Raw genomic sequence first — 22,198 nt, forward strand, 5'->3', positions numbered from 1 at the left:
CAAAAAGTGGGTTCGAACCCACTTTTTCTATTGTAATGCACCTGTAAGGTGGCAGGATAATGGGGGTGATTAAAAGGTGGAATCAGTGGCGGACAAAATAGGCCGCTTAGTGGAGAGCTCCCTGTACCCTCTGCAGGTTGAATTGGTTGAGGTGATTTATCGCAGGGAACATGGGGATCAGATGTTACGTGTATTTATTGATCATGCCTCGGGTGTTGATTTAGATTTATGCACCCGAGTTTCTCGTATCATTAAGGATTTTGTTGACCAGGAGAACATTTATTATGATCACCTGGAGGTTTCTTCACCCGGATTAGACCGGGTGTTAAAAAAAGACAGCGACTTCGAGCGTTTTAAAAATGAACGGGTGAAAATCAAGACATTGAAAGAATATGATGGACCCAGAAAGGTTTCGGGATTCCTGCAGGGACTCCATGAAGGTTGCATTCGGGTAAAAGTTGACGAAGAAGTCAAAGATATACCCCGCAGCATGGTTTCCACCGTTAGACTCGATCCGCAAATCTAGGAGGAGGAAGAACAATGTCTAATGAGTTAATTCAGGCATTGATTGACATAGAAAAGGAGAGGGGTATTCCCAAAGCCGCATTAGTTGATGCTATCAAAACCGCACTTAATACTGCTTATAAAAAGAATTTTGGCGTAGGGCAGAATGTCAGCGTGGAATTTAACGAAATCAGTGGAGAGGTGCGCGTTTATTCCCAGAAGCAAGTGCTTAGTGAAGTAGGGGATCCCCGGTTGGAGATATCCTTGGAAGAAGCCCAAAAATTATATCCTGAATGCAAGGAAGAGGATATGGTCTATGTAGAAGCAACTCCTTCCGACTTTGGGAGAATAGCTGCTCAGACTGCCAAACAGGTGGTCATTCAGAAGCTGCGCGAAGCAGAAAGAAGCCTGATTTATGAAGAGTTTCTGGAACGAGAAGGGGAAATAGTTACCGGAACGGTAGAAAGGATAGAAAACCGTACTGTCTATGTGGGTTTGGGGCGTATCGAAGCCCTGATGTTGCTTTCCGACCAGATAGCAACTGAAAAGTATGAAGTAGGACAGCGGATTAAAGCCTATATCTATGAAGTAAAAAATACTTCCAAAGGACCTAATATATTTGTGTCTAGGGCCCATCCGTTTTTCCTGCGGCGTCTTTTCGAAATGGAAGTTCCGGAAATATATGACGGGGTGGTGGAAATAAAAGCTATAGCCCGGGAAGCCGGTTCACGATCCAAGATTGCAGTATATTCACTGGATGATAAAGTTGACCCAGTAGGTGCATGTGTAGGTCCACGGGGAATAAGGGTACAAAATATTGTCTCTGAATTAGGCGGGGAAAAAATAGACATCATAAAATATGACCGGGAGCCGGAAAGACTAATAGCTAATTCGTTAAGTCCTTCCAAAGTCATAGGTGTCTATGTTTATGAAGATGAAAAGGTAGCTCGAGTTGTAGTACCAGATTACCAGTTATCATTAGCTATAGGTAAAGAGGGACAAAATGCTCGCCTGGCAGCCAAATTAACCGGTTGGAAGGTAGATATTAAGAGTGAAAGTCAGATGCTGGAGGAAGGGATGAAGCAAGCTGATGAATAAGCCTCGTAAAATACCTCAACGCATGTGTGTTGGCTGCCGCCAGATGAAAAATAAAAAGGAACTGATGCGAGTAGTAAAGACACCGGAAGGGGATATACAACTGGATCTTACTGGAAAAAAATCTGGACGGGGTGCATATATTTGCCCTAACGAGTCCTGCTTTAACCAGGCCATAAAGGGTAAACGTTTGCAAAAAGCATTGGAGCAGGAGATACCTGGTGAGGTTATACAGCTCATAAATAAACAAATCGGTGAATTTGCTCCATGAATTAAGGGTGTGATAAATTGCACAAAATTTACAATATAATAGGTCTGGCCCACAAAGCCGGGAAAATTTCTTCAGGAACCCTGGCGGCTAAGACCAGTTTACAAAGGAAAAGGGCTTGTTTGCTGGTGATTACAGATGATATTTCCTCTAAAACCAGGGATTCATTAGTATCTACCTGTGAGCGACAACAAATAGCCTGGGTATCATTAGGTGATAAGTATGCTCTGGGAACGGCAGTGGGCAAGGCTTATCGGGTAGCAGTGACTATTAATGATGAAGGTTTAGCTAAAACAGTTCTAAAGCACTTAGGTGAAACGGGAGAAGACAGAAAAAGCACGGGGGTGGTTCAATGGCCAAAATAAGAGTGCATGAATTGGCAAAAGATTTAGGTATGCCCAGTAAACAACTGGTTGATGTTCTACAGGATCTGGGAATGGATATAAAAAACCACATGAGCACTATGGAGGATAACCAGGTAGCCTGGGTTAAAAAGCAAATTAAAGAGCGGTCGTCTCCAAAAGAGGTTCCGCCGAGCCGTGATGCCCAAATAAAAAGAGATCAAACCAGATCTAAAGAACCCAGGGATCCTAATAGTAATGAGCGGATGCGCCCAAGACATGAACCCCCCTCAAATTCCATGGTCAGACCGGATAATCAGAGGACATCTTCAACATCGGGTCAAAATAATCGACAACGGGATGGTCGGCGTCAGACATCGGTTCAACGTAATCGGAATGATGGAAAACATTCTCAGTCTTCATATGACGATAAAAAGCCGCGTCAAAATAATCCGAATAAGCCGGTTACCGGTGTTAAATCTGCACAGGCGGAACCTAACCGTCCATCAAATCAAGGTCGTAATCAACAGAATGGGCAGGGAACTACCCATCCAGAATCAAAAAATCGAGGCGAACGTGTGAAAGGCAAAGAAAATACAGGGCAACGTACTGGGGGAGCAGTTAAAAATAGCACCGCTAATAACAACAATAAAACCGGAAAGGCTAAATCTGGTAGTGCCAAAAATCGGACTAAACCGCAGCCACGTCGCGATTTTTCTCGGCCGACTAAAAAAACGAAGCACAAACGTAAAAAACAGGAAATAGTAATCGAGGTTCCGGAAGTTATTTCGGTAGGAGATTCTATTTCTGTTCGTGATTTGGCGGAAAAACTAACCAAAAGTCCCGCCGAAATAGTTAAGAATTTAATGGATCTCGGGACTATGGCTACGATAAACCAGGTTCTTGATTTTGATACGGCTGAGATTTTAGCCAGCCTTTATGAAGTTAAGGTGGAGCGTGAAATATCCGAGGAAGATAAAATACTTGAAGAAATTATAGATGATAAGGCCAGTTTAAAACCACGTCCTCCGGTAGTAACCGTAATGGGCCATGTTGATCATGGTAAAACATCTTTATTGGACCGGATACGTAAAGAAGATGTTGCTTCTGGTGAAGCAGGTGGTATCACCCAGCATATTGGTGCTTACCAGGTAAAACTTAATGAAAAAAATCGTATTACCTTTATTGATACACCTGGCCACGAGGCTTTTACGGCTATGCGGGCCCGGGGTGCTAATCTTACCGATATAGTAATACTAGTAGTTGCGGCTGATGATGGAGTAATGCCTCAAACTGTGGAAGCGATTAATCATATTAGAGCTGCCGAGGTACCATTTATAGTAGCAGTAAATAAAATTGATAAACCAGCTGCTAATCCTGACCGAGTTTTGCAGCAGTTAACTGAGTATAATATCGTTCCTGAGGATTGGGGCGGAGACACTATAGTTGTTCCGGTATCGGCTAAAAGCGGTGAAGGAGTCGATACTCTATTAGAAATGGTGTTACTGCTGGCAGAAATGCAGGATATAAAAGCTAATCCCGATCGGCCGGCCGAGGGTATAGTTATTGAAGGTGAACTGGACAAAGGCCGTGGTGCTGTAGCTACTGTACTAGTGCAAAAAGGTACTCTGCGCATTGGTGATTGTATAATCTGCGGAGTTAACTGGTGTAAGGTTAGAGCCATGAATGACCATCGCGGCCGAAAAGTAGAAGAGGCTACTCCTTCTATGCCGGTAGAGATAATGGGTTGGTCAGATGTACCTGAGGCTGGGGGAAGAGTTCAGGTATGTGATGAAAAGGTAGCTAAAGAAGTAGCGACACTGCGTATCACTGAACGTAAGCTGGAGGAACAGAAACAGAGCAGCCGGGTATCCCTGGATGATTTCTTTAAGCAGATGCAAAGTGCTGAAATGAAGGAATTAAACCTAATCATTAAAGGTGATGTACAGGGATCAGTTGAAGCTCTAAGCCAATCATTACTCCGGTTAAGTACCGACGAGGTCCAGGTTAAGGTTATCCATGCTGCGGTAGGAGCTATTAGTGAAACAGATGTTATGCTAGCATCGGCTTCTAATGCAATTATTATCGGTTTTAATGTTCGCCCTGACAGTAAGGCCAGAAAATATGGTGAAGATGAGAAAATCGATATACGGTTATACCGGGTTATCTATGAAGCTATCGAGGATGTCAAAAAAGCCATGAGCGGTCTCTTGGAACCCGAATACCATGAAAAATATCTGGGCAGAGCCTCAGTAAGGGCAACTTTTAAGGTTCCTAATGTGGGAACAGTAGCCGGCTGCTACGTAATCGAAGGGAAAATTCAACGTAATGCCGAAGTACGGGTATTACGCGATGGAGTTATTATATATGAGGGCAAATTGGCTTCATTAAAACGTTTTAAGGATGACGCCCGTGAAGTGCTAGAAAACTATGAATGCGGTATGGGCATTAAAGATTTCAATGACATTAAAGAGGGTGACATCATAGAGGCGTTCATTATGGAGGAAGTTCCCAGGGAATTGTAGTTAACCGCGGGGCATATCGTAAAATATGGATAGTAAAAGTATTTCGGTATGCCTTTTCGATCTTAATAATTTTAACAGAAAACACAAATATTAGATGGAGGGGGATCAGTATGAGTAAACGCAGGCAGGAAAGGATGTCGGTAGAGATCCGAAGAGTGCTGTCCCGAATTATTCAAGAAGAAATTAAGGATCCCCGTATTGACTTTACAACGGTTTCAGTCACTCGGGTAGAGGTTGCTAATGACATAAGTCATGCGCGCATTAACATTAGTGTATTAGGGGACGAAGCAAAACAACAGGAAACCATGCAAGCACTGCAAAAAGCTCGCGGTTATATCCGCAGTGTATTAGCGGGAGAAATTCAGGTAAAACATGCTCCTGACCTGGAATTCCGGCTGGATAGATCGATTGAACATGGAGTAAGGATAGCATCCTTATTAGAAGGTTTAAAAGAGGGAGACAGGCAGGCGGACGAATAATGAATACATTACAGGAGATTGCTCACCAGATAGGAACGAAAAACAAATGGCAGTTAATTGGTCATGCTATACCTGATGGTGATTGTATAGGTTCGTTGCTGGGACTTTATCTAGCCTTGCTAGCCATAGGGAAGGAGGTAAAGATTTACCTGTCCGATCCAGTTCCACCTATTTATCTCCATTTATCAGGTGTTGATCATATTCAATCCCTAGGGGCGGATTCTGAACTGAGTAATGTAATATATCTTGACTGTTCTGACGAATACCGGGTAGGGGAACAAGCTGCCGGGTATTTGCAAAAGCGTTTTTTTACCATTAATATTGATCATCACGTAACTAATAATTTATTTGGTGATTTGAATTATGTGGACTCCCAGGCAGCAGCTACGGCGGAAATTATTTTTGAACTGGTAAACAGGCTTCAAGTTATAACTTCTGAAATAGCTCAGGCCTTATTAACTGGTTTAATTATGGATACCGGGCGTTTTATGTTTAGCAGTACTACCGCCCGCACTATGAAAGTCGCTGCTCAGTTATTGGAATGTGGTGCAGATATTGATCAAGCACGCCTTAATTTATTTGAATCTAAACCCCGTGAGGAGGTGCTGCTGCTCCGACAGGCACTTGGGCATTTAGGTTTTGCTAATGACGGAAAGATAGCTTATATGTTACTCCCTTATGAAGAAGTAAAAATGATAGGGGCCTTAGATTTACACCCGGAGGGTATTATTGACTATACTCGATCTATTCAGGGAGTGGAAGTTGGCTTACTTTTTAGAGAGACTGATCCAGGCGTTGTTAAGGTGGGTTTTAGGTCCAAAGGTACTATTGATGTTGCTAAACTAGCGGCTTCGTTAGGCGGCGGAGGACACCAGTTAGCTGCTGGTACCAGGGTAGATGGCGATCTGGACACAGTTAAGAACCGCGTTTTGAAACTGGTACAGGAAGTGATGGGCAGTGGACGGTTTCCTTAATATAAATAAATCTCCGGGAATCACATCTTACGATGTGATTCGAGCCTTAAAGAAATTCCTGCCTCGTAAGATTAAAATTGGACATACAGGAACCTTGGATCCGATGGCTACCGGGGTATTGCCCATTGCTATTGGACAGGCTACCCGGATAATTCCTTACATAGAAGATGATATCAAGATCTACCGGGCGGCTATGACCCTGGGGGGGACTTCCACTACCCAGGATGCCTGGGGAAAAATAGCCTGGGGCAATGCCTCAATAGACCCGGAAAGGCTGAATGAGGTAATTTTTTCTTTTCTAGGTGATATTGAGCAGATTCCTCCTATGTATTCTGCAGTTCATCACCAGGGGAAACGCCTCTACCAATTAGCTAGAGAGGGAATTGAGGTTGAGCGTAAGCCGCGCCAGGCGCATATATATAGTATTAAGATATTGAATGTAGAGCAACAGCATGATTATCCAGTTGTGGAACTAGAGGTTACATGTTCCCGGGGTACCTATATACGTACTTTATGCCACGATATTGGAAAAGCTTTGGGTAGTGGAGCTTTTATGTCAGCATTAACTAGGACCCAAGCAGGGGCTTTTTCGATTTCTGATGCTGTTACTATGGAGACAATCGCAGAAATGCATGGGGGTTTGCCCTATTTTCTTTACCAACTTGATTATCCGCTAGTAGATATGCCAGCTATAAAGCTGGAGTCTATGTCATTTACTAAAAAAATGCTTAATGGTCAGGCTATCCCTATAGAAATCAGTCTACCCCCCGGAACCAAAGTGAGGGTTTATAACCGGGAGGGACGGATAATAGCTATTGCTCATATAAACCACGACACCAGTAAAAAATATCTAAAACCGGAAAGGGTATTGTATAAAGCTATAAGTGAGGGACAGATTAATGAAGATCATTCGGGAGATTGAAAACTATACCGCCGGGGAGGTTCCTTTATACCTGGCACTGGGGAATTTTGATGGAGTACACCAGGGACATCAATATTTAATTGAACAAATGGTTAACCGGGCCCGCACCGGTCAGGGGCAGGCCGGGGCTTTTGTCTTTGATCCTCATCCCGGCCAGGTTATAAACCCCCACCGGGCTCCGCGAATGCTGGTTACGGCTGAACGTAAAGCAGAACTGTTTGAGAACCTAGGGGTTGAACTGTTAATATACAATTCATTTACACCGGCTATAGCCAGGTGGTCACCGGAGGAATTTGTAAGCAGAATACTGGTTGATTACCTTAAGGTCAAGGAAGTTTTTGTAGGGTTTAATTATTCATTTGGTTATCGTGGTGCTGGTAGGCCGGAATATCTTAAACAATTGGGAGAAAAACATAACTTTTTAGTCCACATAATTCCCCCTTTTGAGATTAAGGGCCAGGTGGTTTCCAGCAGTCTGATACGCCAGGCTATGGAAGATGGAGATATTAAAACTGCTGCTGACATGCTGGGATACTATCCTAGCTGGCAGGGTAAGGTGGTGGATGGGGAAAAGCGCGGATCAACTAAAATAGGCTATCCGACGGCTAATTTAGAGGCCGGTGATAATTTGATTATTCCTGGAGTAGGGGTTTATGCTGCTTTAGCTACTGTAAACCGTCAAACCTATAAAGCCGTGGTTAATATTGGTCGTAAACCGACTTTTCATCAAGAATACCCGGTAACCGTGGAAGCCCATTTAATAGATTTTAACCGCCAAATATACGGGGAATTGGTAACCCTGACCTTTGTGCAAAAGATACGGGATGAAAAGCGGTTTAATGGGTTAGAGGAACTGGTAAAACAGATTAGCATGGATCGTGATACGGCAGCTGATATTCTGAGTATACCTTCCTAAAACTTGGATTTTCTTTCGTTTACTTTTAACGGTGCCTGTGCTACAATTTAACGAAGTACCGCAGTAATTGTATAAGGTCGTTTTTTTTTGGCAAAATTTAAATAGGCAGCTTTTATATACTTATTTAGTTATACCATTAGGGAAAGGGCGGTATTAAAAACCGTTTTAATAAAAAACTATAGTTAAAGTTATATGAACCATCGGCGCGGTTATACGTTTTCTCCGGCGTTTAGCTGGGTCGGTGGCGATTACTGATTAGAGGAGGTGAAAATATGGCTTTGACCCCAGAGCGAAAAGAAGAGCTTATCCAGTCGTATCGGATTCATGAAACTGATACCGGATCTCCGGAGGTCCAGATTGCCATTTTGACTGAGAGGATCAATTATCTAAATGAACATCTCAAAGTCAACAAAAAGGACCACCATTCCAGAAGAGGACTGCTTAAAATGGTGGGTCAGCGTCGTGCCCTTCTTGATTATTTAAAAAAGAAGGATTTCGAACGCTATCGTAATATTGTTACCAGGCTTGGTTTACGCAGGTAAAGAGCGGCAATCCGCTCTTTCACTTTATTTACTTGAAAGGAGGAATTAAGTATCGTACACAAGTATCAAATAGAAGTGGCCGGTCGACCTTTGATTATTGAAGTGGGACAGGTTGCCAAACAGGCTAACGGAGCGGCCTTAGTTCGGTATGGCGATACGGTAGTCCTGGTTACAGCTACTGCTTCAAAAGAACCACGGGAAGGAATTGACTTCTTTCCATTAACTGTGGATTACGAGGAAAAGCAATATGCAGCCGGTAAAATACCAGGTGGTTTTATTAAAAGGGAAGGAAGGGCCACCGAAATTGCTACCCTTTCTGCCCGTATGATTGACCGGCCTATCCGCCCATTATTTCCTAAGGGATTCCGTAATGATATCCATATAGTAGCTACTGTTTTATCAGTGGAAAAGGATAATGCACCTGATGTTTCTGCGATTGTGGGGGCATCAGTAGCCCTGAATATATCTAATATACCTTTTGCCGGGCCAGTAGCGGCTGTAGTTGTAGGCATGGTTGACGGCCAGTTAGTGATCAACCCTACTGTAGAACAAACTATCAATGGGGATATGCATATTACTGTAGCCGGTACTAAAGATGCCATCATGATGGTGGAAGGAAATGCCAATGAAGTCCCGGAAGCCACTGTTTTGGAAGCAATTTTTCATGCTCATGAGGAAATAAAGAAGATTTGTACTTTCCAGGAACCTATCATCGCCGAACTTGGTCAGCCTAAAATGGAAGTGGTCACCTTTACAGTCAGTGAGGAAATTGAAGAGGCAGTTCGTGAATATGGTACTGCTCTATTAGAAGAAGCAGTGCGTAACCCGGAGAAAAAATCTCGTGAAGCACATATGGATGCGGCTAAAGATAAGATTCTGGAGCATTTTGCCGAGACTTACCCTGAGGAACTAAAGCAGGTTGATACCATGGTAGACAAATTGCTTAAGGAGATAGTTCGCAGAATGATTCTGGAGGATGGTGACCGGGTAGACGGACGTAAGTTAAAGGAGATTCGTCCCATAAGCTGTGAAGTAGGCTATTTACCCCGACCTCATGGTTCCGGGCTTTTTACTCGTGGACAAACCCAGGTACTTTCAGTAACTACCCTGGGAGCCATTAGTGAAGAGCAGATTCTGGATGGATTAGGTATTGCCGAGTCGAAACGCTATATCCATCATTATAATTTCCCGCCATACAGCGTAGGGGAAGTTCGTCCTATCCGGGGGCCGGGTCGCAGGGAGATCGGGCATGGAGCTCTGGCGGAACGTGCTCTTTCGGCAGTCATTCCTTCTGAAGAGGAATTTCCCTATACTATCCGGGTAGTATCTGAGGTTTTGGAATCTAATGGTTCTAGTTCCATGGGCAGCGTATGTGGCAGTACCCTTTCCTTAATGCATGCCGGTGTGCCTATTAAAAGACCGGTATCGGGAATTGCTATGGGGTTGGTAAAAGGTGAAGATGGAGAATTTGCCATTTTAAGCGATATCCAGGGGATTGAGGATGCTTTGGGGGACATGGACTTTAAACTGGCTGGTACTGAGGTTGGAGTCACCGCTATTCAAATGGATATTAAGATCACCGGAGTAAACCGGGAGGTGGTGGCAGCAGCTTTACAGCAGGCTCGGGAAGGCCGGATGTTTATTATGGATAAAATGTTGGCGGTAATAGATCAACCTAGTCCGGAATTGTCGCCTTATGCGCCTCGTATGACTAGAATGGTAATTCCAGTCGATAAAATCCGTGAAGTTATCGGTCCCGGCGGCAAGACTATTCACAAGATTGTTGATGAAACTGGCTGCAAAATAGACATTGAGGATGATGGCAGTTTATATATCCTGGCTACTGATGAGGAAGCGGCCCGGAAAGCTAAACATTATGTAGAGTCTATTGTAGCTGATGTTGAAGTTGGTAAAACATACATGGGAACGGTTAAACGCATCATGGATTTTGGTGCCTTTGTGGAAATTATTCCTGGTGTATTGGGAACCCAGGGTAAAGAGGGACTGGTGCATATATCGCAACTGGCGGAAGAAAGGGTAAATAAAGTCACTGATGTAGTCAAAATCGGGGATCAGATCCTGGTTAAAGTTACTGAAATTGATAAACAGGGACGAGTAAACCTTTCCCGCAAAGCAGTTCTAAAAAACACCACTAAGGTAATTCGCTAAATCGAATATCTGTAATCCAAGTAAACCGAGATGTCTCGGTTTATTTGTCTTTTCTGGGCTTTTTAGGCGATGGTGACCTATTCTGACAGCAGGTCAGTATTACGCGAAAAACAAAACTTAATTTTGATTGTAGCTAGCCACCAAAACATTAATAATAAATTATGCTAGTACTAATTATCCAGCATGGGCAGGCGGTTCTTTAAAAAGCTCATTACCAAAGTGCATACCGGAACATTAACCGGAATATGTATTATAAGAATAAAGGTGATTTGGGGTGGGCAAGATTTTTTAAGAATGGCATTTACTTTATCAAAATTAACAGCCAGGCTTTTTTCCTGTTAACCTTTTTTATTAGTATTACGGTGTTTAGCAGTTGGTTAGATGGGCTGGCCCGGGATCTTAACGGTGTGAAGCCGGGAGTTACTCTCGAAAGCAGGGAAATGCAGCGTTTACTACCTGAAGAAGTAAGAGAGGTGGTAATGGAACTTGCCATTCAGCACCAACACCTGGCTCGTGAACCATATATTGATAAAAATACTGGAGAGATAATACCGGAACGTAATGGCTGGGTGATAGATATTGATAAAACGGTAAATCAGGTTCTGCTAGCTAATAATAATGACCACCTTAAAATGGTACGGATAATGGTGCCTGCCCAGCACTCCCATCAAGAACTGGCCTCCCTGGATCAGGTACAAGGATATTATGAAACCTGGCTACGGGGAGATTATAAGCGTTATACTAATATTTCCTTGGCTGCTCAGGCAGTAAATAATACCTTGCTATGGCCCCAAGAGGTTTTTTCTTTTAATGAGGTGGTCGGGCCACGTACACCTGAACGAGGCTATTTACCTGCTCCCGTCATTCTAATGGGTGGGACCGAACCCGGATATGGAGGAGGGGTATGTCAGGTATCAAGTACCTTGTTTAATGCTGCATCTCAGGCGGGGTTTAAAATAGTGGAACGCCACCAGCATAGTAAACCGGTAAGTTATGTTCCGCCCGGAAAGGATGCTACTGTCAATTATGGCTCATTAGATCTAAAATTTGCTAATACGTTTAATAATCCGGTTATTATTAAAGCAGGGGTGAGTAATGGCCTGGTGTGGGTACGAATTATGGGGGGAGAGAAAAAATGAAAATCTATTATTTTAGTAAGCAGTGGCTTTTGGGGGGAGTAGCAATTCTGCTGCTGATAGGTAGTTTTTTGGGATTTTCTTTACTTTATTTCAGTGGTTCCGGTATCGCATCCCAGATGAGAGAACCTATATATCAAGGTAATACCGGAAAAAAGATGGTAGCAATTACTGTTAATGTTGACTGGGGAGAAGAGTATCTACCGGAAATGCTAAAAGAATTCAAGAAAAATAATGCCCGGGTTACGTTTTATGTCACCGGACGCTGGGCAGAAAACAATCAGGAAATGCTAAAACATATGGCTAAGGAAGGGCATAGTATTCAAAACCACGGCTACCAGCATGTTCATTTTAATAGCCTTTCCCCGGAAGAAGCCCATAAACAGATAAAGAAAGCCGAGCAGGTAATTAAAGAAATTACCGGGAAGAAACCAACTTTTTTTGCTCCTCCTTATGGTGAACATAATAAACGTTTAATGACGGTAGTTTCTGATTTGGGTTACAACCTGACTATGTGGAGTGTAGATACCATAGACTGGCAACGTCCGGCACCGGAAACTATAATTAAGAGAGTGGGTAATAAGGTTCACAATGATGCCATTATACTAATGCATCCTACCGAACCTACTGTTAAAGCCCTTCCTGGCATGTTGAGCAGTCTTAGGGAGGAAGGCTACAAAATGGTTACGATTGACAAAATAGTACTATCAGGTGAAAAGAAGAAGGCTCATGACGAAGGTAACTAAAACATCATTAGTAATTGCATTGTGCAGCTTATGGATGCTCTGTTATCACCCTTCGGTTCTGGCTGCGCCCTGGCTGTCATCTGAATATTACTGCCTGGTTGATGGGGCCAGTGGACAGGTGGTTTTATCGAAAAATGCGGATCAATTGCGTCCGGTAGCTAGTACCACTAAGATGTTAACTGCTATATTGGCGGTGGAATATGCCGGATTAGGTGAAATAGCCGAAGTTAGTGAAAAGGCTGATCATACTCCCGAATACACCATTGGCCTGCGGGCCGGGCAAAAGATTTCAGTGGGAGAACTTATTAAGGTGGCCCTTATCCGCTCGTCTAACGATGCATCTGTAGTTTTAGCCGAACATGTGGCTGGCAATGAGCGTTTTTTTGCTCATCTGATGTCTAAAAAGGCCTTTGTCATTGGAGCCGTTAATACTCACTTTGAGAGCGCTTCCGGACTCCCATCGAAAAACCATTACAGCAGTGCCTATGATTTAGCGCAAATAGGTAGGTATGTCCTACAAAATCCATACCTAAGTGAACTGGTAGCTACCCGACAGACTGATTTCCAGCATCCCGGGTACCGTAAGCCTCTGACCATAACTAATACTAATACCTTGTTGTACAGTTATCCGGGTGCTGATGGTATTAAAACAGGAACAACTAATGCTGCCGGTAAGTGTCTGGTTGCCTCAGCTACTCGCAACCACCGGCAATTAATAGCAGTAGCCTTGCGTTCAGGTGATCGTGGGGGGGACTGTGCCCGCTTACTTGATTATGGATTTAATGAAACTCGCTGTAATAAGATCATAGACAAATCAGCCAGTTTCAAAGAGTTAAAGGTAAATGAAGGAGCAGTTCTTTATGTCCATATTTATCCAGAGCAGGATGTCTATTTATGGCAAGGAGAAAAAAGTCCCTCGATTGAAAAAAAGGTAAGGATGAATTATGATCTGACTGCACCTATTAAAGCAGGTACCCAGGTGGGAGTACTGGATATTTATGCTGATGGACACCTGGTAAATAGTATTGGACTGATTTGCTGTGATGAGGTAAAACGGGCTGACGGGCCGGTAAAACAACTGTTAGATAGATTATTCCAAACTCCTAAAAAATAGAATTAAAGCTTTTCGAGTAAATCCACATAAAGTTGAACAGGGTTTTAGCCCGGTTTTTTGTCGAGAATTATTAGTAAAATAATTATGATCTAAAAATTTACAAAGGATTCCCAGTTGTGCAAATTGAATAATTAATAATGCTAGTTTGGAGGTAAAGATGTGATACATTTTTGGAATTTAAATAGTAAGGCTAGACTGGTAGTAGAGGAAATCCCCTATCTAAAATCGGCTGCCATCGGCGTATTTATTAAAGTTGGTTCACGTTATGAGACTGCTGAGATAGCTGGCGGAAGCCATTTTGTTGAACATATGCTTTTTAAGGGAACAGAGACTAGAAGTGCCCGTGATATTGCGGAGGCTTTTGAAGGGATAGGCGGACAGCTTAATGCCTATACTGCCAAAGAATATACTTGTGTTTATGCCCGTACTTTAGATGAAAATATTTATACTGCCATTGACATTGTCTTTGATATGTTGTTTAATTCCACCTTTAGCCCCCGGGAATTTGAAACGGAAAAAGGGGTAATTATCGAGGAAATTAACATGTATGAAGATACCCCGGACGATCTAATTCATGATGTATTTGCGCAAAAACTATGGGAAGGAAATCCCATGGGGGCACCTATACTAGGAAGCCTGGATTCTGTTTCGGGATTTGAGCGTGCTAAAATTTACGATTTTTATAAGCGTGGTTATGTACCTTCTAATATGGTTATAGCAGTGGCCGGTAATATTGATGCTAAAAAAGTACGAGAATACCTGGAAACACTTACTAGTAACCAGAGTGCTGAAGAGGTAAGCCTGGTACAGGATAAGCCGGAACCCCATACCCAGTTTATTAACTTGGTGGAAAAGAAAACTGAGCAGGTGCAGATCTGTCTGGGGGTACCGGGGCTATCCTATTGGGATGATAGGCGTTATACCCAGAGTGTGATGAATAGTATTCTGGGGGGTGGGTTAAGCTCCCGATTATTCCAATCCTTACGAGAGGAACTGGGACTAGCGTATGCAGTATATTCTGTACCGGCTAACTATTCTGATACTGGTTCATACTCCATATATATTGGGACAGGTCCCAGCAAATTGGGCTTGTTTTTTAAAGAATTGAAAAAGCAATTGGATAAATTTATCGATATAGGGGTAAGCCAGGAAGAGGTTCTGCGTACCCAGCAATTGATAAAATCCAGTGTCTACCTGGGTATGGAAAGTGTTATGAACCGTATGAGCCGCTTGGGCAAGGCTATTTTAATGTATGACCGGGTTATACCGGTAGAAGAGGTTATTGATAAAATACTGAATATAACTCCGGATCAGGTTCAGGCTCTGGCCAGGGATACTTTACCAAAAGAGTTGTTTTCCCTGGCGGCTATTGGTACCAGTGAGGCCCTGGCAGAAGCCGAACAGAATTATATCGAGTGGTGGGAGTAGATAAATGAAGGTTTACATTAGGAGATTACATAGCGAGGATCTGCCCTTACCCCGCTATATGACTGCTGGTTCTGCCGGAGTTGATCTTTATGCGGCTAATTGTGATGATATAGTTATTTCCCCGGGGAATAGGGTACTAGTTCCGACTGGAATAGCTTTATCCTTACCGGCAGGCTACGAGGCTCAGATCAGGCCCCGTAGTGGACTAGCCCTGAAATATGGGCTGACGATCCTTAACACTCCAGGAACTATTGATGCTGATTACCGGGGTGAAATCCAGGTACTAGTTATAAATTTAGGGGACAAAGAGTATATTTTAAAAAGAGGAGAACGCCTGGCTCAGATGGTTTTTACCCGGGTGGAAAAAGCCCAGTTTATTGAGGTGGAAAACCTGAGTGAGACTGAGCGGGGGGCAGGCGGTTTTGGTCATACTGGAGTATAAGGGGAGGGAAGTCTTTGCGTCTCAATGAGTTAATAGGTAAAGAAATGGTAAATATTTACGATGGAATGAGAATGGGCACCGTAGGTGAGTCTGATATGGTGGTTGACCAGGAAACGGGAAATATCGTTTCGATAATATTACCTAACCGGGGCAATGCCTTTAACTTCTGGGCGGATCGCCAAAAACTGGTGATACCCTGGGAGGCAGTTAAAAAAATTGGGCGCGAGGTAATTGTAGTTGATCTGGACCATACCCATATGAGGCTTAAAAATCATTCAATTTAATACATAGTTAATGAGCTGCCTAACCGGCAGTTTTTTATCTAGTAAGGCTGTTCCATAAACAATCGGAAGGGAATAATCGCATGGTTTATATCCTGCCTGGGGATGATAAAAAAAACAGGAGGTGATACCCATGCGTGAGGAATCTTCCAATTATAATAATAATGGTCAGGGTCGTTTCCCACCCTGGAGTCGTATTCAGGCTCTTCCGGAGATGGTCAGGGAAGCCGGTGTAGATTATGATCAATTTATTGAATGTTTAAAAAACGGTCTATCAAGTGAAGAAATGGCTTGGAAATTTACGGTTAGCCAGCAGACCATAGAAAGATTAAAAGAACATTTCTTCCGTTATGGAATTAGTTCAGTTGAAGGGGGCGACTAAGTCCCTTTTTTGTTGGGGAATTTTCCGTTATGGTTTGTGATCAACGTGTTTATTTATTTCATCCGGCTAATGATAGTTTAAGCAGAATATCAATAGTAAATTTAAAGTTTTACGAAATATTCAGTATGGGGTATACTACGATTAAGTTATTATATCCTGCGGAATGCAAATAATGGCCCCTTCTTAAATAAACATCCCTATAGTTATCTTGCAATTTTTATTATAATACTGTAATATAACCTAAATTTCCGAAGGAGGACCAGGCGAAGATGAATAAAATTTACAAGGAAGGTCTCACCTTTGACGATGTATTACTTATACCGGGCAGGTCGGAGATTCTTCCCAGTCAAGTAGATGTTTCTACCCGATTGACCAGGAACCTGCGGTTGGAAGTACCAATCATAAGTGCCGGAATGGATACGGTTACCGAAACCCGTATGGCAATAGCCCTGGCACGTGAAGGTGGACTTGGCATTATACACAAAAACATGTCCATCGAGGAACAGGCGAAAATGGTTGATCGGGTGAAAAGATCGGAACATGGTGTAATTACTGATCCCTTCTATTTGTCTCCTGATGACATGATCCAGGATGCCCTGGATATAATGGAACATTACCGTATTTCCGGAGTACCAATAACCGAGGGGCGTAAACTGGTAGGTATTATTACTAACCGTGATATTCGCTTTGAGACGGATTTTAACCAGCCTATACGCAATGTAATGACTAGTGAAGGACTGGTAACTGCTCCAGTTGATACTACCCTTGATCAAGCTATGGATATCCTGCGCCAATACAAAATCGAAAAACTACCCCTGGTAGATGATTATTTTAACTTAATGGGCCTTATTACCATAAAGGATATTGAAAAGAATATTAAATACCCTCATGCTGCTAAAGATCATAGGGGGCGTCTACTGGTGGGGGCAGCCGTAGGAGTAACTAAAGACACCTTTGAAAGAGTGGAAGCATTGAAAAAGGCTGGTGTGGATGTTGTTGTGGTTGATACAGCCCATGGCCATTCAGTAGGTGTCATTAATATGGTCAAGGACATCAAAAGGAAATTCCCGGAACTGGATTTAATCGCTGGTAATGTAGCTACTGGCGAGGCCACTGAAGAACTTATCCAGGCGGGTGTAGATGCTGTTAAAGTGGGGATTGGTCCTGGGTCCATATGTACTACCCGGGTAGTAGCAGGGATTGGTGTACCCCAGATTACAGCCGTTATGGACTGTGCAGGGGTAGCAGCTAAATATAATATTCCTATCATAGCCGATGGGGGTATAAAACATTCGGGTGACATTGCTAAGGCTATTGCTGCCGGAGCTGATGTTGTCATGTTGGGTAACTTACTGGCGGGTACGGAAGAAAGTCCTGGAGAAGTAGTTATTCTTCAGGGACGCAGCTACAAGGTATACCGGGGTATGGGGTCATTAGGTGCCATGGTGGAAGGTAGCAGTGATCGGTATTTCCAGGAGGATGCAAAAAAGCTGGTGCCTGAGGGTATTGAAGGAAGAGTACCTTATAAAGGCTATGTATCGGAAACCATATTCCAGCTCATCGGCGGACTAAGGGCGGGGATGGGATATTGTGGTGTGGCTAACATTGAGGGAATGAAAACCAAATCTAAATTTATACGTATTACTAATGCCGGTCTGACCGAAAGCCACCCCCATGATGTGTTTATTACTAAGGAGGCCCCTAATTATAGGGTGGTATAAATGTTATATGATTATTCCGGGCGGTTACTTATAGCAGGACTGGTAGGGTTGGTTATAGGAATGTTTAATAGTGACTCCAGAACTATCAGGCTCTTTACGGTTACCTGCCTGGGAGCAACTCTGGTTACCATAGTTTCTACGGAATTTTATAAAATGTATATAGGTCCGTGGTTTAGTGATCCTGGTAGGTTAGCAGCCCAGGTAATTTCGGCCCTGGGGTTTATTGGAACGGGATTAATCTGGGTTACTGAAGATCGGCGAGTAGAGGGTATGCCAGCTGCCACTTCCCTGTGGCTTACTTCTATAATGGGGATTTTAATTGGTGCAGGCCTAAAAAATGCTTCAGTAGCTGCTGCTTTTGGGGTGGTGTTAATCTACTGGATATTAAACGTTATAAATAAATGGCATAAAACGGGAAAGAACGATTGAAATGGTAAACGATTATTCGGTATAATATGGCTAGAACATTATTTATGTTCTGACGCTTAATCTGTAAATCCACAGAGCGGGGGACCCAAATTTGGGGTGAGTCAGGTTTACCTGAGGGGCTACCCTTGGCCCTAACCCGACAGCTAACTTCGTAAGCGTACTAAGGGAGGGTGATTTTATAATTGTACACATATGTATGCCAAAAAACCCTCCATTTTTATCATATAAAAAGGAGGGTTTTTTTTGACCAGGGAAGAGAGCATGAATCGTGATTTATCATTACAAAGGGCGGCTGAACTGAAACAACAGATTACTGATTATCTGGAGATTGAACCAGCATTGGAAACCGGTTTTCGCATGGCTGAACGTACCCGTAAAAACAAAGCCAGGATACTAGATTATTTTGGAGGAAATGAGGAAGATTGGGATAGCTGGATCTGGCAAATGAAGCATCGCATTTGTGATGTAGGGGTTTTAGGAAATTTTATTCCTTTAAGCAGGCAGGAAAAAATTGAATTACAGGAACTGTCAGCTCAGTTTCGCTGGGCGGTTTCTCCATATTATTTAAGTTTAATTGATTTTGCAAATTACCGGCAATCTCCCATATATAAACAAGCCGTACCAGATATTTGCGAAGCCCAGGATCAATCCGGTAATCCAGATCCTATGGGTGAGACTGTAACTAATCCGGCCCCCCGTGTTACCCGTCGCTACCCGGATCGATTGATTATTAATGTCACCAACCAGTGTGCTATGTATTGCCGTCATTGCCAGCGGAGGAGGAATTTCGGGGAACATGATGAGCATATTACTCGTCGGGAATTAGCCGAAGCTCTGGATTATGTACGTAAAAACCGGGAAATAAGGGATGTGCTTATTACTGGTGGTGATACCCTGATGCTTAGTAATACAATGTTGGAGTGGATTTTAACTGAACTGGATTCTATGGATCATGTGGAAATTAAGCGTATTGGTACTCGTGTTCTGGCAACCCTGCCCCAGCGGATAACACCGGAACTGTGTGCTATATTGGAAAAACATCCGCCTATTTATATTAATACTCAGTTTAATGCCCCTCAGGAGATAACCCCTGAAGCCAAAAAAGCTTGTGATAAATTAATTAAAGCTGGAGTAGTGCTGGGCAATCAGGCAGTTCTTTTAAAAGGTATTAATGATTCTGCTCATATTATGAAAAAACTTAATCAGGAATTGTTAAAGATTCGAGTTAAACCTTATTATATATTTCATGCTAAACAAGTGCAGGGAACTTCGCATTTTATTACCCGGGTAGAAACAGGGATAGACATCATGAGGCAACTACGGGGCTATACTTCGGGTATGGCAGTTCCAACTTACATTATCAATGCACCGGGTGGACTAGGCAAAACTCCTATATTACCGGAATATTTAATTTCTTTAGATAATAGCGAAATTACTCTACGTACCTGGGAAGGAAAAATATTAAAATATCCTGACCTGGAGTTATAATAATTTTAATATCATATCGGTACTGTATAGTTGGGCGCAATAAAATAAGGGGTAATTACCCCTTATTTTCACTTTCCAGCTGACGCAGGTCTCTTAACAGTTTTTCCAGAGGTACCCGGTGAGCGCGAGCTCCCTGCTCGACGGTTTCAAATCTAAGCCCCATTCAGCCCACACAGGCAATTCCGTATTTCTGAAAAACCTGGTGTGCACCAGGGATCGCCAGAGCATCTTCTAAAGGAGTACTTCCGGTTATCATTTGACCACCTCCTGTCGGCTGCCAGGTAAATATAAATATGTTCGGGGGAAAAACCCCCGAATGGTGCAAGTGTTTTTAACGCATCTGGTTATTTTGGGCAAGACTTCTTTCTGCCATTTCTATGGCTTTGGCTACAATATTCCCGCAATCACGGGAACTAACGCCACCCCAACCTTCCCGGGCGACGGTGTCATAGACTCCCAGCTCACGGGCAATTTCGTATTTTAATTCTTCGGACATAATGCCTTGTTTTCTTGCCATCAAAATTACCTCCTTCTTTACTTGCACCTATTATAGTTTGATAATAACCGGAGAAAATATGGCTAGATTAAATTCGATATTATGTAAATGGTTTCACTTACTTGTTGTTTTTGTATAAAATAGATAAAAAGGAGGATGGAAACATGCGATATGAGGGGAATATATTTCGACCACCTAGCGAAGCTAGAAGTTATATCCTGCAGTGTACAATCGGCTGCACACATAATAGATGCACATTTTGTGCCATGTATAAGGACAAGAAATTTAGTATTCGTCCCCTGGAGGACATAAAGACTGATATCGCCATGGCACGCCGCTATTATGGCGATGTGGAAAAGGTTTTTCTTGCCGATGGGGATGCCATTGCTATGGAGACTGATGATTTACTGGAAATTATTAAAGAACTATATAAAGCTTTTCCCAGTTTAAATCATGTGGGTATTTACGCCAGTCCTGATGTAGTTCTGAAAAAGGAAATGTCTGAACTGACGGCTCTTAAGGAGGCTGGATTAACTATTGCTTATCTAGGGGTGGAAACCGGTGATCCTGAACTGCTTAAGGATATCCGTAAAGGGGTTACCTACGACCAAATGGTGGAAGCAGGACGAAGACTTCGTCAGGCAGGTATCCTTTTGTCGGTGACTATTTTACTGGGACTAGCCGGCAGAACTCCCCGAGCACGGGAGCATGCTGTTAATACCGCTAAAATATGTAATGACATAAATCCCGACTATATTGGTGCGCTTACCCTGATGCTGGTACCAAAAACAGAATTATATCGTCGTGCCCAGAGGGGAGAATTTGTACTGCCTGAGCCTTTTGAGATTTTGGAGGAGTTGCGTATTATTATCGAAAATCTGAATGTTCAGGAAACCGAATTTAGAAGTAATCATGCTTCGAATTATTTACCCATTAAGGGCCGTCTGCCTGACGACAAAGAAAAAATGGTGGCAACTATTAACAGTATCATTGGTACGCATGACTCCAAATATTTGCGACCAGATTATCTGAGGGGATTATAAGAACATTTTTTGCACTATTGCATTGCCCGGGCATAATGGTGTATTATATTTATTTATAAACATCAGTGTTAGGGGGGATATGATGCCGTTATTTGGCAAAAAGGATGACCAGCTTTTTGAGCTTTTAAATGAAAGTGCCCGGGTTGTTGTTCGGGGTGGTGATATACTCCGTAATGTGGTTAATGATTATGTGGACTTAGATATAAAAATGGCTCGGTTAACGGCTATGGAGCATGAAGGCGACCGTATTATACAGGACCTGGTACGCAGATTGAATACTAGTTTCATTCTTCCCTTTGACCGGGAAGATGCCTTTCAGTTGGCCCAAGAGCTTTCTACAACCTTGGATTATATTACCGGCATCATAGACCGGATGATATTATATAAAGCGGGACAGCCTGATGAACGGATAAAAAATATGGTGGATGTACTGTATGAAAGCCTGCTTTTGCAGGAAAAGGCCTTTAAACAGCTTAAACGAGTTGAGCAGAATAAAAAAAGTATTTTAAACTGTTGTGAAGAAATATTCAGGTTAGAAAAAGAACAGGATCTTCTGTATCGAAATGGGGTAGCCTACTTGTTTGAAAAACATGAACATGATCCAATAGCCATTATTAAGTGGCGGGAAGTTTATGAACACATTGAAACGGCTCAGGATCATGTCCAGGATGTGGCTGAATTAATTAGCAATATTTGTGTAAAATATTCTTGATCTAATATACATATGTATGGGAAAACCCCTGGTAATCTAAGATTA

General features: G+C 42.8%; 24 protein-coding genes and 1 riboswitch. Of the genes, 23 read left to right on the top strand and 1 reads right to left on the bottom strand.

All coding sequences use genetic code 11. The annotated features are described in order from the left end of the window. Positions 1 to 76 precede the first annotated feature (76 nt). The 21 genes from ACZ5Q0_RS12135 to eam all read left to right on the top strand — a co-directional run bounded on the left by ACZ5Q0_RS12135 (position 77) and on the right by eam (position 19,902). Positions 77 to 526: a ribosome maturation factor RimP gene (locus ACZ5Q0_RS12135; protein ID WP_446820467.1), complete on the top strand. Its 450-nt coding sequence runs from the start codon at positions 77 to 79 to the stop codon at positions 524 to 526. Between the two features lie 14 nt (positions 527 to 540). Further along, positions 541 to 1,602 carry a transcription termination factor NusA gene (gene nusA / locus ACZ5Q0_RS12140; RefSeq protein ID WP_447182574.1) on the top strand — a complete coding sequence of 354 codons (1,062 nt, stop codon included), beginning with the start codon at positions 541 to 543 and terminating at the stop codon, positions 1,600 to 1,602. After that, positions 1,595 to 1,870: an RNase P modulator RnpM gene (rnpM, locus tag ACZ5Q0_RS12145; protein WP_446820464.1), complete on the top strand. Its 276-nt coding sequence runs from the start codon at positions 1,595 to 1,597 to the stop codon at positions 1,868 to 1,870. The genes nusA and rnpM overlap by 8 nt, the downstream gene beginning before the upstream one ends. Before the next feature lie 17 nt (positions 1,871 to 1,887). After that, the gene (locus tag ACZ5Q0_RS12150) at positions 1,888 to 2,232 is read left to right on the top strand and encodes a L7Ae/L30e/S12e/Gadd45 family ribosomal protein (RefSeq protein WP_446820463.1); all 345 of its coding nucleotides are present in this window, start codon (positions 1,888 to 1,890) and stop codon (positions 2,230 to 2,232) included. Further along, positions 2,220 to 4,733, top strand: coding sequence for a translation initiation factor IF-2 (infB, locus tag ACZ5Q0_RS12155; RefSeq protein WP_446820462.1), 2,514 nt, complete (start codon positions 2,220 to 2,222; stop codon positions 4,731 to 4,733). Before ACZ5Q0_RS12150 ends, infB begins: the two co-directional genes overlap by 13 nt. A 110-nt stretch (positions 4,734 to 4,843) precedes the next feature. Continuing rightward, positions 4,844 to 5,212 (top strand): 30S ribosome-binding factor RbfA, encoded by a 369-nt coding sequence (rbfA, locus tag ACZ5Q0_RS12160; protein WP_446820461.1) that lies wholly within the window; start codon positions 4,844 to 4,846, stop codon positions 5,210 to 5,212. Next, positions 5,212 to 6,186 carry a DHH family phosphoesterase gene (locus tag ACZ5Q0_RS12165; RefSeq protein ID WP_446820460.1) on the top strand — a complete coding sequence of 325 codons (975 nt, stop codon included), beginning with the start codon at positions 5,212 to 5,214 and terminating at the stop codon, positions 6,184 to 6,186. Before rbfA ends, ACZ5Q0_RS12165 begins: the two co-directional genes overlap by 1 nt. Positions 6,187 to 6,220: 34 nt before the next feature. Then, the gene (truB, locus tag ACZ5Q0_RS12170) at positions 6,221 to 7,108 is read left to right on the top strand and encodes a tRNA pseudouridine(55) synthase TruB (RefSeq protein WP_464827155.1); all 888 of its coding nucleotides are present in this window, start codon (positions 6,221 to 6,223) and stop codon (positions 7,106 to 7,108) included. Further along, positions 7,086 to 8,024, top strand: coding sequence for a bifunctional riboflavin kinase/FAD synthetase (locus ACZ5Q0_RS12175; protein WP_446820458.1), 939 nt, complete (start codon positions 7,086 to 7,088; stop codon positions 8,022 to 8,024). The genes truB and ACZ5Q0_RS12175 overlap by 23 nt, the downstream gene beginning before the upstream one ends. 272 nt (positions 8,025 to 8,296) lie before the next feature. Next, entirely contained in the window at positions 8,297 to 8,566 is a 270-nt protein-coding gene (gene rpsO, locus ACZ5Q0_RS12180) for a 30S ribosomal protein S15 (RefSeq protein ID WP_446820457.1), read from the top strand. 51 nt (positions 8,567 to 8,617) lie between these two features. Continuing rightward, positions 8,618 to 10,735, top strand: coding sequence for a polyribonucleotide nucleotidyltransferase (locus ACZ5Q0_RS12185; protein ID WP_446820753.1), 2,118 nt, complete (start codon positions 8,618 to 8,620; stop codon positions 10,733 to 10,735). Positions 10,736 to 10,980: 245 nt separating this feature from the next. Then, on the top strand, positions 10,981 to 11,874 hold the full coding sequence (locus tag ACZ5Q0_RS12190) for a VanW family protein (RefSeq protein ID WP_464827156.1): 894 nt from the start codon (positions 10,981 to 10,983) through the stop codon (positions 11,872 to 11,874). Then, positions 11,871 to 12,617 (top strand): polysaccharide deacetylase family protein, encoded by a 747-nt coding sequence (locus ACZ5Q0_RS12195; RefSeq protein ID WP_446820453.1) that lies wholly within the window; start codon positions 11,871 to 11,873, stop codon positions 12,615 to 12,617. Before ACZ5Q0_RS12190 ends, ACZ5Q0_RS12195 begins: the two co-directional genes overlap by 4 nt. Then, positions 12,583 to 13,731 carry a D-alanyl-D-alanine carboxypeptidase family protein gene (locus ACZ5Q0_RS12200; protein WP_464827157.1) on the top strand — a complete coding sequence of 383 codons (1,149 nt, stop codon included), beginning with the start codon at positions 12,583 to 12,585 and terminating at the stop codon, positions 13,729 to 13,731. The genes ACZ5Q0_RS12195 and ACZ5Q0_RS12200 overlap by 35 nt, the downstream gene beginning before the upstream one ends. A gap of 159 nt (positions 13,732 to 13,890) precedes the next feature. Beyond that, the gene (locus tag ACZ5Q0_RS12205; RefSeq protein ID WP_446820450.1) at positions 13,891 to 15,159 is read left to right on the top strand and encodes a M16 family metallopeptidase; all 1,269 of its coding nucleotides are present in this window, start codon (positions 13,891 to 13,893) and stop codon (positions 15,157 to 15,159) included. Positions 15,160 to 15,163: 4 nt separating this feature from the next. Beyond that, positions 15,164 to 15,601 carry a dUTP diphosphatase gene (gene dut, locus ACZ5Q0_RS12210; RefSeq protein ID WP_446820449.1) on the top strand — a complete coding sequence of 146 codons (438 nt, stop codon included), beginning with the start codon at positions 15,164 to 15,166 and terminating at the stop codon, positions 15,599 to 15,601. Between the two features lie 14 nt (positions 15,602 to 15,615). After that, complete coding sequence (locus ACZ5Q0_RS12215) at positions 15,616 to 15,885, top strand: YlmC/YmxH family sporulation protein (RefSeq protein WP_447182575.1); 270 nt, start codon at positions 15,616 to 15,618, stop codon at positions 15,883 to 15,885. A gap of 130 nt (positions 15,886 to 16,015) precedes the next feature. Further along, complete coding sequence (locus ACZ5Q0_RS12220; RefSeq protein ID WP_446820447.1) at positions 16,016 to 16,264, top strand: helix-turn-helix domain-containing protein; 249 nt, start codon at positions 16,016 to 16,018, stop codon at positions 16,262 to 16,264. A gap of 269 nt (positions 16,265 to 16,533) precedes the next feature. Further along, complete coding sequence (gene guaB, locus ACZ5Q0_RS12225; RefSeq protein WP_446820446.1) at positions 16,534 to 17,985, top strand: IMP dehydrogenase; 1,452 nt, start codon at positions 16,534 to 16,536, stop codon at positions 17,983 to 17,985. Next, positions 17,986 to 18,414, top strand: a complete 429-nt coding sequence (locus ACZ5Q0_RS12230) for an MgtC/SapB family protein (protein ID WP_446820444.1) — start codon at positions 17,986 to 17,988, stop codon at positions 18,412 to 18,414. 43 nt (positions 18,415 to 18,457) lie between these two features. Continuing rightward, positions 18,458 to 18,588: riboswitch (cyclic di-AMP (ydaO/yuaA leader) on the top strand. A gap of 87 nt (positions 18,589 to 18,675) precedes the next feature. Continuing rightward, the gene (gene eam, locus ACZ5Q0_RS12235) at positions 18,676 to 19,902 is read left to right on the top strand and encodes a glutamate 2,3-aminomutase (protein WP_446820752.1); all 1,227 of its coding nucleotides are present in this window, start codon (positions 18,676 to 18,678) and stop codon (positions 19,900 to 19,902) included. 331 nt (positions 19,903 to 20,233) lie between these two features. Here the strand turns inward: eam and ACZ5Q0_RS12240 are convergent, their stop codons facing one another. Next, the gene (locus tag ACZ5Q0_RS12240; protein WP_446820442.1) at positions 20,234 to 20,419 is read right to left on the bottom strand and encodes a small, acid-soluble spore protein, alpha/beta type; all 186 of its coding nucleotides are present in this window, start codon (positions 20,417 to 20,419) and stop codon (positions 20,234 to 20,236) included. A 143-nt stretch (positions 20,420 to 20,562) separates the two neighbouring features. Here ACZ5Q0_RS12240 and ACZ5Q0_RS12245 point away from each other — a divergent pair, with 143 nt between their 5' ends. Then, positions 20,563 to 21,441, top strand: coding sequence for a radical SAM protein (locus ACZ5Q0_RS12245; protein ID WP_446820440.1), 879 nt, complete (start codon positions 20,563 to 20,565; stop codon positions 21,439 to 21,441). Between the two features lie 79 nt (positions 21,442 to 21,520). Beyond that, on the top strand, positions 21,521 to 22,153 hold the full coding sequence (locus tag ACZ5Q0_RS12250; RefSeq protein ID WP_446820438.1) for a DUF47 domain-containing protein: 633 nt from the start codon (positions 21,521 to 21,523) through the stop codon (positions 22,151 to 22,153). The last annotated feature ends 45 nt before the right edge of the window (positions 22,154 to 22,198 follow it).

Source organism: Syntrophomonas erecta subsp. sporosyntropha (assembly GCF_055395365.1).